Below are 15948 nucleotides of genomic sequence, written 5' to 3'. Positions count from 1 at the left end.
GATAATATTTGTGATTCTATTCTAGCACAAATATTATTATAAGAAAACAGCGAAAGAGTCACAAAAGTGACTGGAAAGGAGGAAACTATGAGAACTAATTATATGATGACTGTTGATGATGTCATGGAAGAATTAGGAGTGAAACGCAGTAAAGCATATTCTATTCTAAAGCAACTCAACGATGAACTGGCAAAAGAAGGATATGTGGCAGTTCGTGGAAAGATTCCACGTCCCTACTGGGAAACAAAATTTTATGGATGCTCTCAGAGAGCAGTATGAAGGAGATTTTTTAGATGTCAGCTTACAAAGACAAAACACAGGGAATCTGGTATGTGAGCTTCCGTTATATTGACTGGACAGGAAAGAAAACGCAGAAGCTGAAAAGAGGGTTCAATGGGCAAGAGAACGAAGTGAAGAACACAATGCACAGATAAATAAGAACAAAGCAAAGTACAGAGGAATGGAGTTGTAAGAATATGGAGAAAAATATTTTTGATGAAAAAAAACGGACTCAGTTACACATTGCATGGAGATTATTATCTGCCGGATTTAGAAATCAATGAGGAAGAACCTACGTATGGGAAATATGGAATAATGCGAAAACAATTTTTGATAGAGCACCGGAGTGCGAAGTATCAATATCTGGTACTGACCGGGAAACTGACGGAGCATCTGAATCAGGCTGATAAAGAGGTAAAGGAAAAAGTTGAAATGCTGATTGAGCAGATGGCTGAACAGTGGGGAGTGACAGAAGAACTGAAGATGCAAGATCAGATGGAATGGGTGAGGAGGATGAATAATATCAAAGCAAATGCTGAAGAAGTAGTATTGAAAGAAAACATATACTTGTAATGCATAAGAAATCTCTATTCAAATGTTTATTGATATTTAATATTTGAAGGGGGATTTTTTATGGACAAGTAAATACCATAGAAGTATAATGAGTAGAAAAAGAAAGGGGAGATTCTTATAAGAGAAGCACCAGAAAAATTTAAATTAGAAGATACGACAATATGGTCTTTTCCTGAAAGAGGAAATTGGGCTACGCATTCAGGAAAATACAGAGGAAACTGGTCTCCGTATATTCCTAGAAATATTATTTTACGATACTCAAAGAAAAAAGATTGGATACTAGATCAATTCTTAGGCAGTGGTACAACATTGATTGAAGCCAAGTTATTGGGAAGAAATGCAATCGGTGTTGATATAAATTCTGAAGCTGTCAAATTATCTAACACAAATCTAAATTTTACTTGTCAAGAAAAATCAAAAATATTCACCAAACAAGGAAACGCAAACAATTTATCATTTATAAAAGATGAAAGTATAGATCTTATCTGTACACATCCACCATATGCAGACATTATACGGTATAGTAAAGAAATACCAGGAGATATTTCTCATTTAAAATATGAGGATTTTTTGAAGGAACTGGAAAAGGTTGCAAAAGAATCATATAGAGTACTGAAAAAACAAGGAATATGTACATTTATGATTGGAGATATACGGAAGAAAGGCTATGTGCTGCCACTGGGAATGAACTCTATGCAAAAATTTGTTGATGCAGGATTTAAACTTAAAGAAATTATTATAAAAGAACAGCATAATTGCAAGACCACAGAATATTGGGATAATATAGAAAAAACATTTTTAATGTTGGCACATGAATACATATTCGTGTTGGAAAAATAGCAATATTGTAAAAGGAGATACGGGACCAGTGTCGAGTATCTCCTTTGTGAAAAATTATTTACCAAGTAAGAAGCAGTTTATCATGAACAACTTCGTTTTGCATGGTTTGACCAGCATTTTGCAATCGATCAATCATAGAGGTACCACAATTAACAAAAATTTCTCTTTCAAATAAACCTATAGGTGGTGTGATAGAAATATCTTTTTTGTTGGATTCACGTGTACCATTGATTGATAACATTACATAAACACCTCTAGCCTTGCATTCAGCTATTTTATTGAATAATGTTTCTATATTGAAAGTTTGAGCACCATAAATAATGCTTTGGCTATGAGTATATGGTGGATCACAATAAACTACGTCACCAGGTTGTGCTTTATCCATACATTCTTCAAATGACATAGTTGAAAAAGTCGAGTTTTTTATAAGATCATGCCATAAATCTACTCTTTTTGAAAAGGTTTCTGGCTTGATAGGGTTATGTGGACCTTTGGGAGTGGACATATACCCATCTGCTTTTCGAAAACGAATTATTCCGGAGTAGCATGTACGTGATAGAAGACAGAAATCAAGGGCATTATGATTGCTATTAAATCTATCTCTAATTTCATTGTATTTGTTACTAGGATCTTTATAATAATCTTCAATTTCCTTTGAATAATAATTTTTTATTTGCTGCGGATCATATTTGATGATATTAAAAATATCAATTAAAAATGGTAAGATATCGCTGGCATATGAATGAGTAAACATAGGGGTGCTGGTTGTACTGTTTTGGTATAGTAATTGTGCCATTACAGCACCGCTCCCCAAAAATGGTTCATAGTAGTTATTAAATTGTTCAGGCATATATGAAATAATGGTTTCGGCAAAGCGTTGCTTATTTCCGATCCACTTTAATAATGCTGGTACTTTGGACATTGCTCAAACCTCACATGTAACTTATAGTCTGTAGACTCAAAGTCTACAGTGCTATTATAATTTAACTAATTGGAGGTGTCAAGCAATGCAGGAAGAAATACGTGTCGCTTATGGAAAAGCAGTAAGAGCAATACGACAAGATAAGAAAATATCACAAGAAGAGCTAGGTGATTTATGCGGATTGCATAGGACATATATAAGTGACATAGAACTTGGTAAACGTAATGTTTCTCTGGAAAATATAGACAAAATTGCGCATGCATTGCAAATGAAGAAGTCGGAATTATTTATTGAGGTGGAGCAATATGAAGGCATTTAAGGAATTTAGAAGAGAAGATAAATCGTTTTGGTTTTTTATACGATTTATTAGCGAAAAATTGGGGTATTCTAGAAATGGAATCGTTTTAACTTATACAGTAGAGCAAATAGAAAAATTGTGTGAAAAAGAGAATATTGAAGTTTCCCCAGATAGAATTAATAAAGCTGTTTTATATTGTAATATGAGAGCGGATTTGTTAAATAATACAATTGAGAAAAATTTGATGGATGTTGATGAGGCTAAACAGATATTTGAAGAAATGAGAAATAGCGGAAAATATAAATGTAAGCTGATTATGAACAAACAACGTAAAGAGATCAAAAAAGTAAATTATTTTACCGCAATTATTACTATGATAGCAGAAGAAATGCTTGGTGGAGATGAGGAATTTAATCCAGATCCAAGAGGGCTTGTGTATCTGTTGAATAATAGAAAGATTATTGGAGCATCTTCAAGAAGATTTGATGGAGCATATCCTTCGATTTATAATCCGAAGATAGTGTGGGAAATAAAAGAGTATTATTATTCAAAGTCATTTGGGAGTAGAGTTGCAGATGCTGTATATGAAGCAGAACTTGATGGATATGAATTTAACGAAATATACGATAGAACCGGACAGCAAGTATATCATGTGATGTTTATTGACAGCCATTATACTTTCTGGGGACAAGGGAAATCCTATTTGTGCAGATTTATTGATACACTTAATATGGGGCTTATAGATGAACTTATTGTCGGAAAAGAAGTTCTGACAAGATGGAGAGAAGTTCTTGCAGAGTTTGCAAAATAGGATTGGTTACAATATTGAAGAAGACACATAATAACGCTGGAACTTGGAAATCTGCTTTTTTGAGAAGTTATAAACAGGAAACGGGGATTGATCTTAGTATTCCGAGATGGTCTGAGATAAAAGATAAATATGATTTAAAATCTGTTAGGAAGTTAGAAAAAGCAAAAAGTGATTTGGCAAAGGCAACAGATCAGTATGAGAAAATTAAAGAGAGAATACAACTGTATCATCAAAAATTGCATGCAGAGCAAGAAAAAAATAATGTGGGTAAAGTTGGTAAAATACAGGATGATATAGAAAAGCAAAAAAAGAATGCGGAAAAGGCTAAAGAAAAAATAAATAAAGCACAAGCTAAAATTGATGAATTGGAAGGGTAAGATAGAAAGAATGGACAGTCTAAGATGGATTGTCCATTTTTTAGAATTGACAAGAATATACGAACAGTTTATAATAAATTAAAATAGCACTCGCTGAATAGGAGTGCTAACAATTGGCGGAAAAATATAGAAATGGAGGAGATTAGGTGAAAATAGATTCTATAAAAATCAAGAATTTTCGAGGATACAAAGACGAAACAAAAATAGAATTAAATGATTTAACAGTCTTTGTTGGAAAGAATGATATTGGAAAATCTACGATTTTAGAAGCCTTAGATATATTTTTTAATGATGGAAAAGGTGTAATAAAATTAGATAAAACGGATGTTAATGTGAGGGGCAAAAAGGAAGAAGATTTAGATATAGAAATTTCTGTATGTTTCTCGGAGTTACCAGAAAAGATAATTATAGATTCGACAGTTGAAACTTCGTTGCAAGATGAATTTATGCTTAATGCTGATGGACAGTTGGAAGTCATAAAGAGATATAAAAATGGTGGAGCAGCCAAGGTATTTATTAAAGCTAAGCATCCAACGAATGGTAAATGTGCAGAATTATTATTAAAAAAGAATAGTGATTTAAAAAAGATAATAAAAAGTGAAAATATTGAATGTGAAAATCAAACTGTAAATGCTGAAATGAGGAAAGCAATTTGGAATAAATTTTCCGATGATTTGCAACAGGATGTCATAGAGATTGATGCATCAAAAGAAGATGCGAAGAAGATCTGGGAAAAATTATCGAATTATTTACCGACATATTCATTATTTCAATCAGATAGAAAAAATAGCGATGGAGATGACGAAATACAAGATCCATTGAAAACAGCTGTAAAACAAATTTTGAGTGATACAGAATTACAGGCAACATTGGCAGAGGTTGCAACTGAGGTTGAAAACAAATTAAAAGAAGTAGCAGATAGAACATTAACTAAACTTCGAGAAATGGATCCAGCAATTGCAGCAAGTTTGAATCCGATAATCCCATCAGCAGACAGTCTTAAGTGGCAGGATGTCTTTAAAAATGTATCAATATCAGGCGATGAAGATATTCCAATTAATAAACGAGGAAGCGGAGTAAAAAGACTTGTATTGTTAAATTTTTTCAGGGCTGAGGCGGAGAGGCACTGCCAAGAACAAGGTAATACGGGTGTAATATATGCGATAGAAGAGCCAGAAACTTCACAACATTCAGATAATCAGCGGATATTAATAGAAGCCTTTAAGACATTAGCTTCAGTCGCAAATACGCAGGTTATATTGACAACACATAGTTCTTACATTGTTAAGCAATTACAGTTTACAGATTTACGCCTTATTAAAGAAAATGAAGAAGGAAATAAAGAAATATTAGGTGTTCTTCCGGGACAACTTCAATATCCGTCATTAAATGAAGTAAATTATATAGCATTTAATGAAGTTACAGAGGAATATCATGATGAATTATATTCATTTATAGAATTTCAGGGATGGAAAAACTCGTATATTCAAGGAAAGCCAACGAGATTATACAAACGCATAGGTAGGAATAATTCTATTATAGATGAACAGAAAGTTTTGACAGAATATATACGACATCAGATACATCATCCGGAAAATAAAAATAATCCAAGGTATACAAGAGAAGAATTAAAGCAATCCATAGACTTAATGCGAACGTTTATCGAACAGCAGAGTGCAGCCGGAATTGTTGAGCCATAATCATGATAACACCATGATAACAAAATTCTCAAAAATCATACGGGCAAAACGGAAAATCCGGATTTCCCCACACAAAGCACATGGAAAATCACCATTTGCACACCGCAATACACCGGTCTGATATCGTGAAGATGGACGTACTGCAGGATCAGGAATTTTGAAAGGAATAATATACCAAAAGTAGATTTACAAAGGGAGGGAGAATAATGAGATGTCCATATTGTAACGAGGAAATGATATGTGGCGCGGTTCAGAGTCAACGCGAAATTTTCTTCACAACGAGAGCTGACAGAACTTGGCTTATACCGGCACTGGCAAAAAAAGATGAAATAGTATTAAGTTCTCATAATTGGTCGAAACCAACCTGTATTGCGTATCATTGCCCTGTCTGCAGGAAAGTTATCATTGATTATTCAGTTAAAAGCGAATAGAAACTGACTGTTCGGAAAAAAATATATACTGAATAAAAAGATATAGTTTAGATATGCCACCGCTTTTGGACGTGGATGGGGTAGCGAAGAAATGTGATAGGATAGTGCTGCAGGGAACGCAAGAAGTATTGAAAGTGAGGCATGATGAAAATGAAGTCACGTTTACCTCAAATAATCTACATACTGACGGCAATCTTCACAGCCGGCACAGCTGTAACTACAATTTTATACAGTCAACATCGAAAGAAATCGCATAGACTATGTGCCAGTCAGAAGTTACTTGCGGCAAAAAAGTAAAAATGCTTCCCGCCTTGACAAGCAGTAAAGATCAAAGTAAAATATAACCTATCTGAATAGTAGGAAAGACTGCGGATAAAAGGGAGGAAGCAACATGGAACATATTGCTAGAAAAGATGCTTTTGAGTTACTTAAAAAATATAATAAAGATCCGTTTCACATTCAGCATGCTCTGACTGTAGAGACTGTTATGAAGTGGTATGCAAATGAACTGGGATACGCAGAAGATGCAGAATACTGGGGCATCGCAGGACTGCTTCATGATATTGATTTTGAATTGTACCCGGAAGAGCATTGTTTGAAAGCACCGGAGCTTTTAAGAGAAGCTGGAATTACAGAAGATCTGATCCATGCAGTATGTTCTCATGGATACGGAATCACAGTAGGATGTGGAAAGATGATTGATGTAGAACCCGTTCATGAGATGGAAAAAGTACTATTTGCGGCAGACGAACTGACAGGTCTGATCTGGGCGGCTGCGTTGATGCGTCCGTCAAAAAGTACAAAAGATATGGAATTAAAATCTCTGAAGAAAAAATATAAAAGCAAAGGATTTGCTGCGGGATGTTCAAGAGAAGTCATTGAAAGAGGTGCAAAGCAACTGGGCTGGGAACTTGAAAAGCTTCTTACCATGACCCTGCAGGCAATGGCAGCATCTGAAGATACGATCCGGGCTGAGATGGAAGAAGAACAGGAATAGGGAAGCACATAGGAATTGAACAGAATTCCACCTGATAAAGAAAATGATTGGAGAGGTAAAGAAGGCTGCAAAAGCATTTGAAAGAAATGTTTTTGCAGCCTTCTTATATAAAAAGCAAGGGGAACAAGCAAAGTGATGGAACAAGCACGATAAAATTGTATAAAATAACAAAAATAAATAAAAAGAAACGCTAGCGTAAAATTTTTCTCGGATAATGGAAAATAGATAAAAAGAGAACACCACTTTGTGATAAAGTATTAAGCACGACCAAAATACTAAAGCAAAGAAAGGTGTTCTCTATGTACAACAGTATAAAATATTTTGAAGAAGAATGCATTAAAAGATTTGAAAAACTTGAGGATGATTTCATAAAAAATCCGAAAAAGCTTGCTGAGTACGTTCTGGGGCTCACAGAAGAATTGCATAACCTCGGACTGAAAATGATACAGGAATCCCTGGAAGAAATGAATCAGATGCTCAGAAAGAGCCCAAAACGTTTGCAACACTGGGTGGTTGAATCTCATGATACCAAGCAGCTGATTACATCACTGGGGGCAGTTACATTTGAAAAAACGTTATTCACGAATAAGGAAACAGGTGAAAGCGAGTATCTTCTTGATCGAATAATGGGGTTAGAGAAACATGAACGTATCACAGAAGACGCGCTAGCCAGAATGCTTAAGGAGTCTGTTCAGACCTCGTACAGACGTGGCGGAGAAGAAACAAGCCTGACAACAGATGTGAAAAAACAGACTGTAAAAAATAAGATCCATGCGCTTGAATTTCCTAAAAACAAGGAGAAGCCAGAAAAGAAAAAAGAGGTGGAATACCTCTATATCGAGGCGGATGAGGATCATGCGTCACTTCAGTTCAGAGAGAAAAAAGGTGATTTGATTGAAAACGAGAATCACCGGAAGAACAACTGTCTGATCACAAAGCTTGTCTATGTTCACGAAGGAATTGAAAACGAAGCACCTCAGAGCAAAAGACATAAACTCGTGAATCCGTATTACTTCTGTGGAACTAGTTATGGTGAAGAAAATGCGGAATTCTGGGATGAAGTTTATGAATATATCAACAACCATTATGACCTGGATAAAGTCAAAAAAGTATATCTGAGTTCAGATGGTGGAAGCTGGATTAAATCTGGAATGAAACGGATAGCAGGAATCACATATGTACTAGATGAATTTCATCTTGAGAAGTATCTGATCAAGTTGACCAGTCACATGAAGGACAGCAAGGAAGATGCACTAGATGAACTTCGTGCAGCGATTAGAAGTAAAACAAAACAGGACTTTGAGGAAATCGTTGATCGATTGGAAGATTGTCTGGTTGATGAAACAGGATTAAAACGAATTGCTACTGGCAGGGAATATATTCTGTCGAACTGGACAGCTGCTAAGCTACGTTTGAGACATCAGAACAGGGTAAAAGGAAGCAGCACCGAAGGGCATGTGAGTCATGTATTATCCAACAGAATGAGTTCAAGACCAATGGGCTGGAGTATTACAGGCGCAACAAAAATGGCAAAACTTAGAGCATATGAGCTCAATGGAGGAGATATGCTAGAACTGGTAAGATATCAAAAAAGAGATTTACAGAAAGCTGCAGGAGCCGAATATGATGTTCTGAGCAGCGCTCAGATGATCCAGTCAGAAAAAAACAGACATGGAGAACTTGGGAAATATACAGAGTACATTAGTCATAGCATGTCGCTACAAAATAAAAAGATCGTGAACTTTAATGCACATATATGGGGATTATAGACAGTGCACATGGAATGTAATCAAGAGGTTTGTTCCTCTTGATTACAAAGAAGACCAGATACTTTCATCTGTCAAGGACGAAGCCACAAGTGGTGCAGGGCATCCTTGACAGATGAAAGTATCTGGTCAAAAGCACAGCCAAGAGGAATAAGCCGGAGTCTGCCCAGAAGAAAAACTGGGCTTGCTTCGAATACAAAAAAGAGTTATATTAAATCCAAAAGTCATTGCCTGATATTTTATCAGAGCATCGTGGGTGGACTCTACACCATTATTTCCGAAGGTAAATTTACGCAATCAAAAGAAACGCCGATATTGAAAAAAAAGAAGAAAAAAGATATAATATATGCAAAATGAAAATGGCACAGAGATAAAAAATAGGCAAAATATCTAATGGCATGGAGGGGCGAGTTTATGAAAAACAAATTAAAGCGAGTTACCATTGCAACTTTATCTGCTTGTATGATTGCAAATGCGGTACCGATACCGGGGAATGTAGCAAAGGCAGCGGTGACGCAGGAGATGATCGATTTTACCGACGAGAACAGTCAGGGCGGCTGGGTAAAAGATGGGGCAAATGGAACGATCACTTTCCAAAATGGTGAGGGTGATGATGGATTTATGGTACTTGAGTCTGCAGGAGAGTCCTTTTTCAAATATGGAAATTCCAAAACCCGTCAGGATGGAATTCTTGAAATGGATCTTACCCTGACGAAAGGACCGAATGGGGCGAGAATGTTGATTTTGTTCCGTTACAATTCTTCCTCTGACTGGGAAGGAATTGGAGTAGACGGTACTCACTGGTTCTGGCAGAAAGGTTCTTCTAACTGGGGAGATCTTAATTCCACAAAGACGACGTTTGATGCATCAGATTATAATGGTCTCATAAATTAAGACACTTTTTCGGACAAATATTAATGAATCTGATATACTAAAATCAGTATGAAAGTGAGGATTCATCATTATGTCCAGACAAAGAAGAAACTTTAGTGCCAAATTTAAATCAGACCTGGTAATCGAGCTGCTTAAGGGCGAGAAAGATCTCAACACCCTTGCAACCGAGAATAACATCCAACCAAATCTGCTCCGCAATTGGAAGAAAGAATTCCTTAACAATGCCTCTGCAGTATTCGATGACAAGCGTCAGGAAAACCTCAAAGACAAGCTTGCTGAAGAACGCAAGGAAAAGGCGGAGTATGCGAAAAAGGTTGGTCAGTTAACCATGCAGGTTGACTGGCTCAAAAAAAAATCTGAAGAAATTTGTGGACCTGACTACGAGAGTAAGTTTAGTCCAAAACCTTTTGACTACTAAAGAAATCCCGGCATCTGTAGGAGCAAAACTGCTTGATATCAACCGTACAAGCATCTATTACAAGACTTCACCTGTATCAGACGAAGAACTGGCTTGTAAAGAGATTATCGACCATCTTCATACGGATAATCCAACCTGGGGTGCAAGGCAAATGTCTGCACAACTCAAAAACAGAGGTTATCATGTTGGGCGTCGTAAAGCACGCCGCTATATGAATGAGATGGATATTTACCCAATCTATCCTAAGATGAATCTTTCCAAGCGGATGCAACAGGCAAAGGGATGTCCTTATCTTCTTCGAAATGCCGTCATAGATGCACCAAATCAGGCGTGGTCTATTGACATTACATATATTCCAATCAGACACGGATTTCTGTATCTGACAGCTGTAATCGACTGGTACAGCCGTTGTATCGTAGGCTGGGAAGTCGATGATACCCTTGATACCAGAATGGTTATCAATGCTCTAAAAAAAGCATTTGCTGTGTCAAAACCACAGATTTTGAACTCTGATCAGGGTTGTCAGTTCACAAGTCAGAAATACATTGAATTTGTAAAAGAAAACGGTATCCGTCAGAGTATGGATGGAAAAAGCCGTTGGGCTGACAACATCATGATTGAGCGATGGTTCCGCAGCTTCAAGTATGAAGAAGCTTATCTGACGCTGTATAACAACATCAAGGATGCCAGAGTTGCTATTGGACGATATGTCCACACCTATAACTTTGAAAGATGCCATTCTGCCCTTGATTACAAAACACCGGCTGAATGTTACTACCCGGCAATGCTTTTGCCGTATGCAGCTTAATGCATATATGGATCTGGGGAGTGTTCCACTATCCTCCCCATGTTCCTTGTTACTTATCAACCATATCAGTTCATTATAAAAATCTTAGATTTTTGTCTTGACAACTGAGCCACTATAGATATAAACCAGAAGCATCATATCAAACTGGAGTATCGTGGAAAGCAGATCAAGGTTTATCAGGATGGAGAGGTGATTATTGATCAGACAGTAGATGCATTTAGTGATACGATGTCCGGACAGATTGGAATGAGAGTCTGGGGAGAACCAACAGAAACCCATGGATGTGCTTTGAAGTTTGACAATATAAAAACTTCCGATATTTTTTCAGCAGTTTCGATTGATCCGAAAAGTGTGAAACTTGAACAGGATACAGCGGCAGCACAGGATATTGAAGTGGCAATAACAGGCGAGAATACATTAAGTGCGATTAAAAATGGATCAGAGGTATTGGAAAGGGGAACGGATTATACTGTAAATGGTCAGAATGTCACAATTAAGACAACTTATCTTGAAAAGATCAAAAGTCAATCCAGTACAAAGCTGGTTTTTGAATTCGAAGATGGGCAGACACAGACATTCACGATTAATATTAACATTCCGGAACCGACGGTATCCTATACAAGAAATTTTGCGGCAGACGGAGCAGACGGCTTTACGAAAAAGAGTGGAAGCGGTTCTATGAGTCTGGAAAATGGTGCCATGAAGCTTCAGGGAGATGGCGTATTTATTGATGATAATTCGGCAAGCCTGAAAGACCAGGAAATTGAATTTACATACGATCCAATGAATGATAATTGTGGATATGGGGCAGTTCTCCGGTATGTAAGTGATAATGAGTATTTCTATGTTGGACCGTCTTCACAGAATAATCAGCATTATACCAGATGGAATATCTGGAATGCACAGGGACAGTCACTTCTTGGAAGTGAATATAATGACAGTGGTTTTATTCTTGCAAATAGAGTGGTTCCATATAAGATAAAAGTAAGGATTGTGGACAAGTATGTGACAGTATTTGTTGATAATGAGGAAATTCTTAATAGAGAACTTAGTAATGTTACGACAAATCCGGGAAAAGTGGGATTCAGAACCGGAAGTAATAATGGAATGCTCATCCAGAAGTTTACGCAGGAGAATGCAGCTGTACCGACAGTTGTGGAAAATACAGAGCCTGTAACAATTCAGTCAGATGCCATGACAGTCCGTCTGGACCGTGCATTCCCGCGGGTAATCGATTATACATTAAAGAACGGTGGGGAGACTGTAAAAGGACAGGAACTTGCATTACATCAGATTGAGTTAAATAATAAACTTTATACACCGGATGTTACAGCAGATATCAGTGAGAATAAAGCGGTTTATCATGTGTCAGAGGCGACGACAGGAATTTCATTTGATGTTATATTTACTGTAGAAGGAAATGTCCTTTCTATGAATGTAAAAAATATAGTTGATGATCAGACGAAACTGTACACTTTGAATTTCCCGCGTCACAGTTTGATTTCTATGTCAAGTAAAGATGCGGACGGAAAGCTGACTGTAAATAATTATCAGGGACAGAATGCGATTTCGCTTTCTTCAGCCAATGCATCAGAAGCATATAATGAGACGACGCTTGCAGTGTTAAGTAATCGGAATGTTGCTGCTGCATTAAGTGGAGAATCATATAAAAACCGTCATGAAGTAGCATACCAGACGTTTGCGGCAGGAGACCATAATTCTACAGGTTTATGGATGAATGAGTATACTTACCGTGGACTGGATGGAGAGATAATGTATCTGCCTGCAGTCAAGGTAGCGGTCACAGCAGATTGCAATGGAGATGGAAAAGTAGACGCTCAGGATGGTGCGATTGTACTTCGGGATAAGTGCATGACCAGAAAAAGTGGAGCGGACGAAGTGACAGACTCCTGGACAATGATCGCAATGAATGTAGGATCCGAAGCTCAATATCCATTTCTCCGTATTTTGGATAATGTGAAGAAGATGTATCTGGCTACAGATGGATTTGGGCAGAATATTATTATCAAGGGATATCAAGGTGAAGGACATGACTCATCTCATCCGGATTATGCAAATTATAATAAGCATGCTGGTGGTCTGGAAGATTTCAACACTTTGCTGAGTGAGGCAGAAAAGTATAATGCACAAATAGGTATTCATGTAAACCAGACAGATACTTACCCGGAAGCTCCGCAGTATGGAAAGCTTGCAGCAAGCCTTCCGGCCTGGGATTGGTATGATAGTTCAAAAGGCATTATTCGTGAGAACGACGATCTTGACACATCAGAAAATGGATTGGATGGACGTTTTTCGCAATTATACGATAAAGATACGCAGGGAAAGATTGATACGACATATGTAGATGTATTCTTTGGAACAAGATGGCCGATGTATAAATTAATACAGAATATAAAAGGCCGCAACATTATTCTTGGAACAGAGAATCCTGATGAAATGGTTTCCCACAGTGTATTTGTCCATGGTATTCAGACCGGGGCAGGCAACTTTAAAGGAGCAGGAAATCTGGTTCGTTTTGTAGAGAACAACCAGTCTGATATTTTCCAGGGAACAACTTTGTTCAGAGGAATACAATCGAGAAACAACGGCGGCGATACAGGCGGAGCAAGCAAAGGTGGTGCTGGTATTGACGGTTGGCAGCAGTCTTCACAGGGAAATAATGCAGCAAGTATGAATGATTCGCTGGATACATTTTATTGCGAAGTACTTCCGGCTAAGTTCCTTGCACAGTATCCGCTGATGCAGTATGAAAGCGAATCGCGGGCAGTTCTGGGAAATAGTAACGAAGTAGTAACTGAGATCGTGAATAACGTTAATGTTATTACGCTGGACGGTGAAAAAGTTGCCGAAGGAAATAAGATTTTCATTCCATGGGAAAAGGATGATGATGAGCAGGGTAAGATTTATCATTATAATAAAGATGGAGGTTCAAGTACCTGGACACTTCCGGAATCCTGGGGAAATGTAACTGAGGTAACGATTTATAAACTGTCTGCAGAAGGAAAATCTGATAAGAAAACGCTTCCTGTGACAGGACGTAAAGTAACAATTGATGCGACAGCAAAAACAGGATATGTACTTTACAAAGAGGATGCTGTAAAAGTTGATACGGCTGATACAATGGAGTGGTCTACAGGATCTCCTGTGAAAGATATGGGATTCGATTCCTATAATTTTGATGAGTGGAAACCATCATCTACATCTGATAGTGTAGATCATATAAAGATTAAGGATAATAGTCTTGGAAATGCACACCTTTATATAGAGGGAACAAAAGATGGACAGGTAAGTCAGACTTTAACAGGTCTGGTTCCGGGGCAGGCTTATTCGGCATCTGTATGGTGCATTACTGATGATGGACGAAAAGCATCAATTGAGGTAAAGAACGGGGACGAAGTAGTTTCAAATTATATGGAACAGAGTAATGTCACGTATGGAGTTCATCATAATGATAAATATTTGACTAAGGCTCAGCGTATGCAGGTACGTTTTACTGCGGCATCTGACACGGTCAAATTAACGCTTTCTGCAGCAGCAGGAAAAAGCGATACATCGGTTGTTGACTTTGATGATGTGCGGGTGGCAAAAGTTGATGCTTCTACTAACCCGGATCCGAATAAGTATACTTATTGGGAGGATTTTGAAAATGTAGATCAGGGCTTTGGAGTATTTGTGTCTACGGAGTCTGATCAGTCGCATTTATCTCAGAAAAATCCAGTGAATCCAGAGTATACGACGGATGTGATTGATGGAAACTATTCTTTGAAGATTCGTGCAAAAGATTATATGAGAACCATTCCATCAACGGTTAGATTTAAACCGAATACAGAGTATAAAGTAGGCATTGAATATAAAGCACCAAGTGCAAATGCGTTTACTTTTGCAGTAAAATCTGATAAGGCTTCAAAGACGCTTGCAAGTGCGGTGGCAAATGCCCAGAGTGGAAAGCTTGTTCTCGAGTTTACAACAGGTGATGAAGAAGACTGCTATGTAGATATTACAGGACAGAGCAGTGAATATTATGTTGATAATTTCTATGTAGAAGAGGCATACATCCCGGCAGACTTTTCAGAGTTACAGAAGGCAGTAGATGAGGCAGAAAAATTAGACAGAACGGTATATATGACAGAGTATTATGCCGGTCTGGACAAGATTCTTGCGGAGGCTGAGAAAGTACTTGACAATCCACGGACAGAGCAGAGTGAGGTTGATGAGATGACCCAAAAAGTGAGGGATGCAATAAATGCATTACAGCCACTTGCGACAAATGCTGACTTTGCAGCACTGGAAAAAGCAGTAGAGGAAGCTGAGAAAATTATAGTAAAAGATTATAAAGACACATCGGATTTTGAAAGTGCATTAGCTGCTGCAAAACTTCTTTTGGAAGGCAAGGAAACGAAAAAGGAACTTAAGCATACAGAGGTAGCAACAGCAACTGATACGCTCGTTGAGAAGCAGAAAGCACTAAAACCGGTAGATCCAAAACCGGTTGACCCAGATCCGGTAGATCCAAAACCGGTAGATCCGAATCCGGTAGATCCAGATCCGGTTGCCCCAGGCAAGCCATCTACTCCGGATAATTCGAATGGTGCAGGACAGACGACAGGAAGTGGCAAGCCATCTGCTGACCAGAAAAATCCGGCGATGGGTACAAAAAAATCTGGAAAAGCAACAAAAACCGGCGATACAACTCCGGTTGTACCGGTGGCAGGAGGGGTACTGGTCTCTGCAATGATGCTTCTTGCAAATTTTCTCAAAAAGAAAAAAGACAATTGAGATGAAAGAGTGATGTTTGAATAAAAAATATGCTCCG

The 15948-nt window shown here is 37.8% G+C and carries 16 protein-coding genes and 1 pseudogene; 16 read left to right on the top strand and 1 reads right to left on the bottom strand.

Annotation, left to right across the window (positions count from 1 at the left end; translation table 11 throughout):
* Nucleotides 1-87 precede the first annotated feature (87 nt).
* The 4 genes and pseudogenes from NQ541_RS10705 (at nt 88) to NQ541_RS10690 (ending at nt 1692) form a co-directional block, all read left to right on the top strand.
* Nucleotides 88-279 carry a helix-turn-helix domain-containing protein gene (locus tag NQ541_RS10705; RefSeq protein WP_009243123.1) on the top strand — a complete coding sequence of 64 codons (192 nt, stop codon included), beginning with the start codon at nt 88-90 and terminating at the stop codon, nt 277-279.
* Between the two features lie 14 nt (nt 280-293).
* Entirely contained in the window at nt 294-434 is a 141-nt protein-coding gene (locus NQ541_RS10700; RefSeq protein WP_005608976.1) for an Arm DNA-binding domain-containing protein, read from the top strand.
* A 42-nt stretch (nt 435-476) separates the two neighbouring features.
* Nucleotides 477-852, top strand: a pseudogene (locus tag NQ541_RS10695) (TnpV protein).
* Nucleotides 853-963: 111 nt separating this feature from the next.
* Nucleotides 964-1692 (top strand): TRM11 family SAM-dependent methyltransferase, encoded by a 729-nt coding sequence (locus tag NQ541_RS10690; RefSeq protein ID WP_233417818.1) that lies wholly within the window; start codon nt 964-966, stop codon nt 1690-1692.
* 58 nt (nt 1693-1750) lie between these two features.
* On the opposite strand, the gene NQ541_RS10685 is transcribed toward NQ541_RS10690, so the two are convergent.
* Nucleotides 1751-2614, bottom strand: coding sequence for a DNA adenine methylase (locus tag NQ541_RS10685; RefSeq protein ID WP_005608971.1), 864 nt, complete (start codon nt 2612-2614; stop codon nt 1751-1753).
* An 85-nt stretch (nt 2615-2699) separates the two neighbouring features.
* On the opposite strand from NQ541_RS10685, the gene NQ541_RS10680 reads away from it, so the two are divergent.
* The 12 genes from NQ541_RS10680 (at nt 2700) to NQ541_RS10630 (ending at nt 15911) form a co-directional block, all read left to right on the top strand.
* Nucleotides 2700-2933: a helix-turn-helix domain-containing protein gene (locus tag NQ541_RS10680; RefSeq protein ID WP_005608970.1), complete on the top strand. Its 234-nt coding sequence runs from the start codon at nt 2700-2702 to the stop codon at nt 2931-2933.
* On the top strand, nt 2920-3723 hold the full coding sequence (locus NQ541_RS10675; RefSeq protein WP_005608967.1) for a DUF7687 domain-containing protein: 804 nt from the start codon (nt 2920-2922) through the stop codon (nt 3721-3723). Before NQ541_RS10680 ends, NQ541_RS10675 begins: the two co-directional genes overlap by 14 nt.
* 14 nt (nt 3724-3737) lie before the next feature.
* Nucleotides 3738-4100, top strand: a complete 363-nt coding sequence (locus NQ541_RS10670) for an NgoBV family restriction endonuclease (RefSeq protein ID WP_233417816.1) — start codon at nt 3738-3740, stop codon at nt 4098-4100.
* A 146-nt stretch (nt 4101-4246) separates the two neighbouring features.
* The gene (locus NQ541_RS10665; protein ID WP_005608963.1) at nt 4247-5800 is read left to right on the top strand and encodes an ATP-binding protein; all 1554 of its coding nucleotides are present in this window, start codon (nt 4247-4249) and stop codon (nt 5798-5800) included.
* Nucleotides 5801-6006: 206 nt separating this feature from the next.
* Nucleotides 6007-6231, top strand: coding sequence for a PF20097 family protein (locus NQ541_RS13350; protein ID WP_044939966.1), 225 nt, complete (start codon nt 6007-6009; stop codon nt 6229-6231).
* A 391-nt stretch (nt 6232-6622) separates the two neighbouring features.
* Nucleotides 6623-7228 carry an HDIG domain-containing metalloprotein gene (locus NQ541_RS10660; protein ID WP_005608959.1) on the top strand — a complete coding sequence of 202 codons (606 nt, stop codon included), beginning with the start codon at nt 6623-6625 and terminating at the stop codon, nt 7226-7228.
* Nucleotides 7229-7527: 299 nt separating this feature from the next.
* Nucleotides 7528-8997, top strand: coding sequence for an ISLre2 family transposase (locus NQ541_RS10655; RefSeq protein WP_005608328.1), 1470 nt, complete (start codon nt 7528-7530; stop codon nt 8995-8997).
* Nucleotides 8998-9102: 105 nt separating this feature from the next.
* Nucleotides 9103-9351, top strand: coding sequence for a hypothetical protein (locus NQ541_RS10650; RefSeq protein ID WP_259936220.1), 249 nt, complete (start codon nt 9103-9105; stop codon nt 9349-9351).
* Between the two features lie 57 nt (nt 9352-9408).
* Complete coding sequence (locus tag NQ541_RS10645; protein WP_044940439.1) at nt 9409-9888, top strand: hypothetical protein; 480 nt, start codon at nt 9409-9411, stop codon at nt 9886-9888.
* A gap of 70 nt (nt 9889-9958) precedes the next feature.
* The gene (locus NQ541_RS10640; RefSeq protein WP_005609354.1) at nt 9959-10306 is read left to right on the top strand and encodes a transposase; all 348 of its coding nucleotides are present in this window, start codon (nt 9959-9961) and stop codon (nt 10304-10306) included.
* Nucleotides 10296-11114: an IS3 family transposase gene (locus NQ541_RS10635; protein WP_005609355.1), complete on the top strand. Its 819-nt coding sequence runs from the start codon at nt 10296-10298 to the stop codon at nt 11112-11114. Before NQ541_RS10640 ends, NQ541_RS10635 begins: the two co-directional genes overlap by 11 nt.
* 189 nt (nt 11115-11303) lie before the next feature.
* Nucleotides 11304-15911, top strand: a complete 4608-nt coding sequence (locus tag NQ541_RS10630) for an endo-alpha-N-acetylgalactosaminidase family protein (protein ID WP_005610271.1) — start codon at nt 11304-11306, stop codon at nt 15909-15911.
* Nucleotides 15912-15948 lie beyond the last annotated feature (37 nt).

This window comes from [Ruminococcus] lactaris ATCC 29176 (genome assembly GCF_025152405.1).
In the GTDB taxonomy this organism is placed as follows: domain Bacteria; phylum Bacillota; class Clostridia; order Lachnospirales; family Lachnospiraceae; genus Mediterraneibacter; species Mediterraneibacter lactaris.
This window is presented reverse-complemented; position numbering and strand designations above follow the sequence as displayed.

What these genes read in the sequence shown, in the direction of transcription:
- NQ541_RS10705 (WP_009243123.1), top strand. Translation starts at nt 88, where the DNA reads ATGAGAACTAATTATATGATGACTGTTGATGATGTCATGGAAGAATTA.
- NQ541_RS10700 (WP_005608976.1), top strand. Translation starts at nt 294, where the DNA reads ATGTCAGCTTACAAAGACAAAACACAGGGAATCTGGTATGTGAGCTTC.
- NQ541_RS10685 (WP_005608971.1), bottom strand. Translation starts at nt 2,614, where the DNA reads ATGTCCAAAGTACCAGCATTATTAAAGTGGATCGGAAATAAGCAACGC.
- NQ541_RS10680 (WP_005608970.1), top strand. Translation starts at nt 2,700, where the DNA reads ATGCAGGAAGAAATACGTGTCGCTTATGGAAAAGCAGTAAGAGCAATA.
- NQ541_RS10675 (WP_005608967.1), top strand. Translation starts at nt 2,920, where the DNA reads ATGAAGGCATTTAAGGAATTTAGAAGAGAAGATAAATCGTTTTGGTTT.
- NQ541_RS13350 (WP_044939966.1), top strand. Translation starts at nt 6,007, where the DNA reads ATGAGATGTCCATATTGTAACGAGGAAATGATATGTGGCGCGGTTCAG.
- NQ541_RS10660 (WP_005608959.1), top strand. Translation starts at nt 6,623, where the DNA reads ATGGAACATATTGCTAGAAAAGATGCTTTTGAGTTACTTAAAAAATAT.
- NQ541_RS10655 (WP_005608328.1), top strand. Translation starts at nt 7,528, where the DNA reads ATGTACAACAGTATAAAATATTTTGAAGAAGAATGCATTAAAAGATTT.
- NQ541_RS10645 (WP_044940439.1), top strand. Translation starts at nt 9,409, where the DNA reads ATGAAAAACAAATTAAAGCGAGTTACCATTGCAACTTTATCTGCTTGT.
- NQ541_RS10640 (WP_005609354.1), top strand. Translation starts at nt 9,959, where the DNA reads ATGTCCAGACAAAGAAGAAACTTTAGTGCCAAATTTAAATCAGACCTG.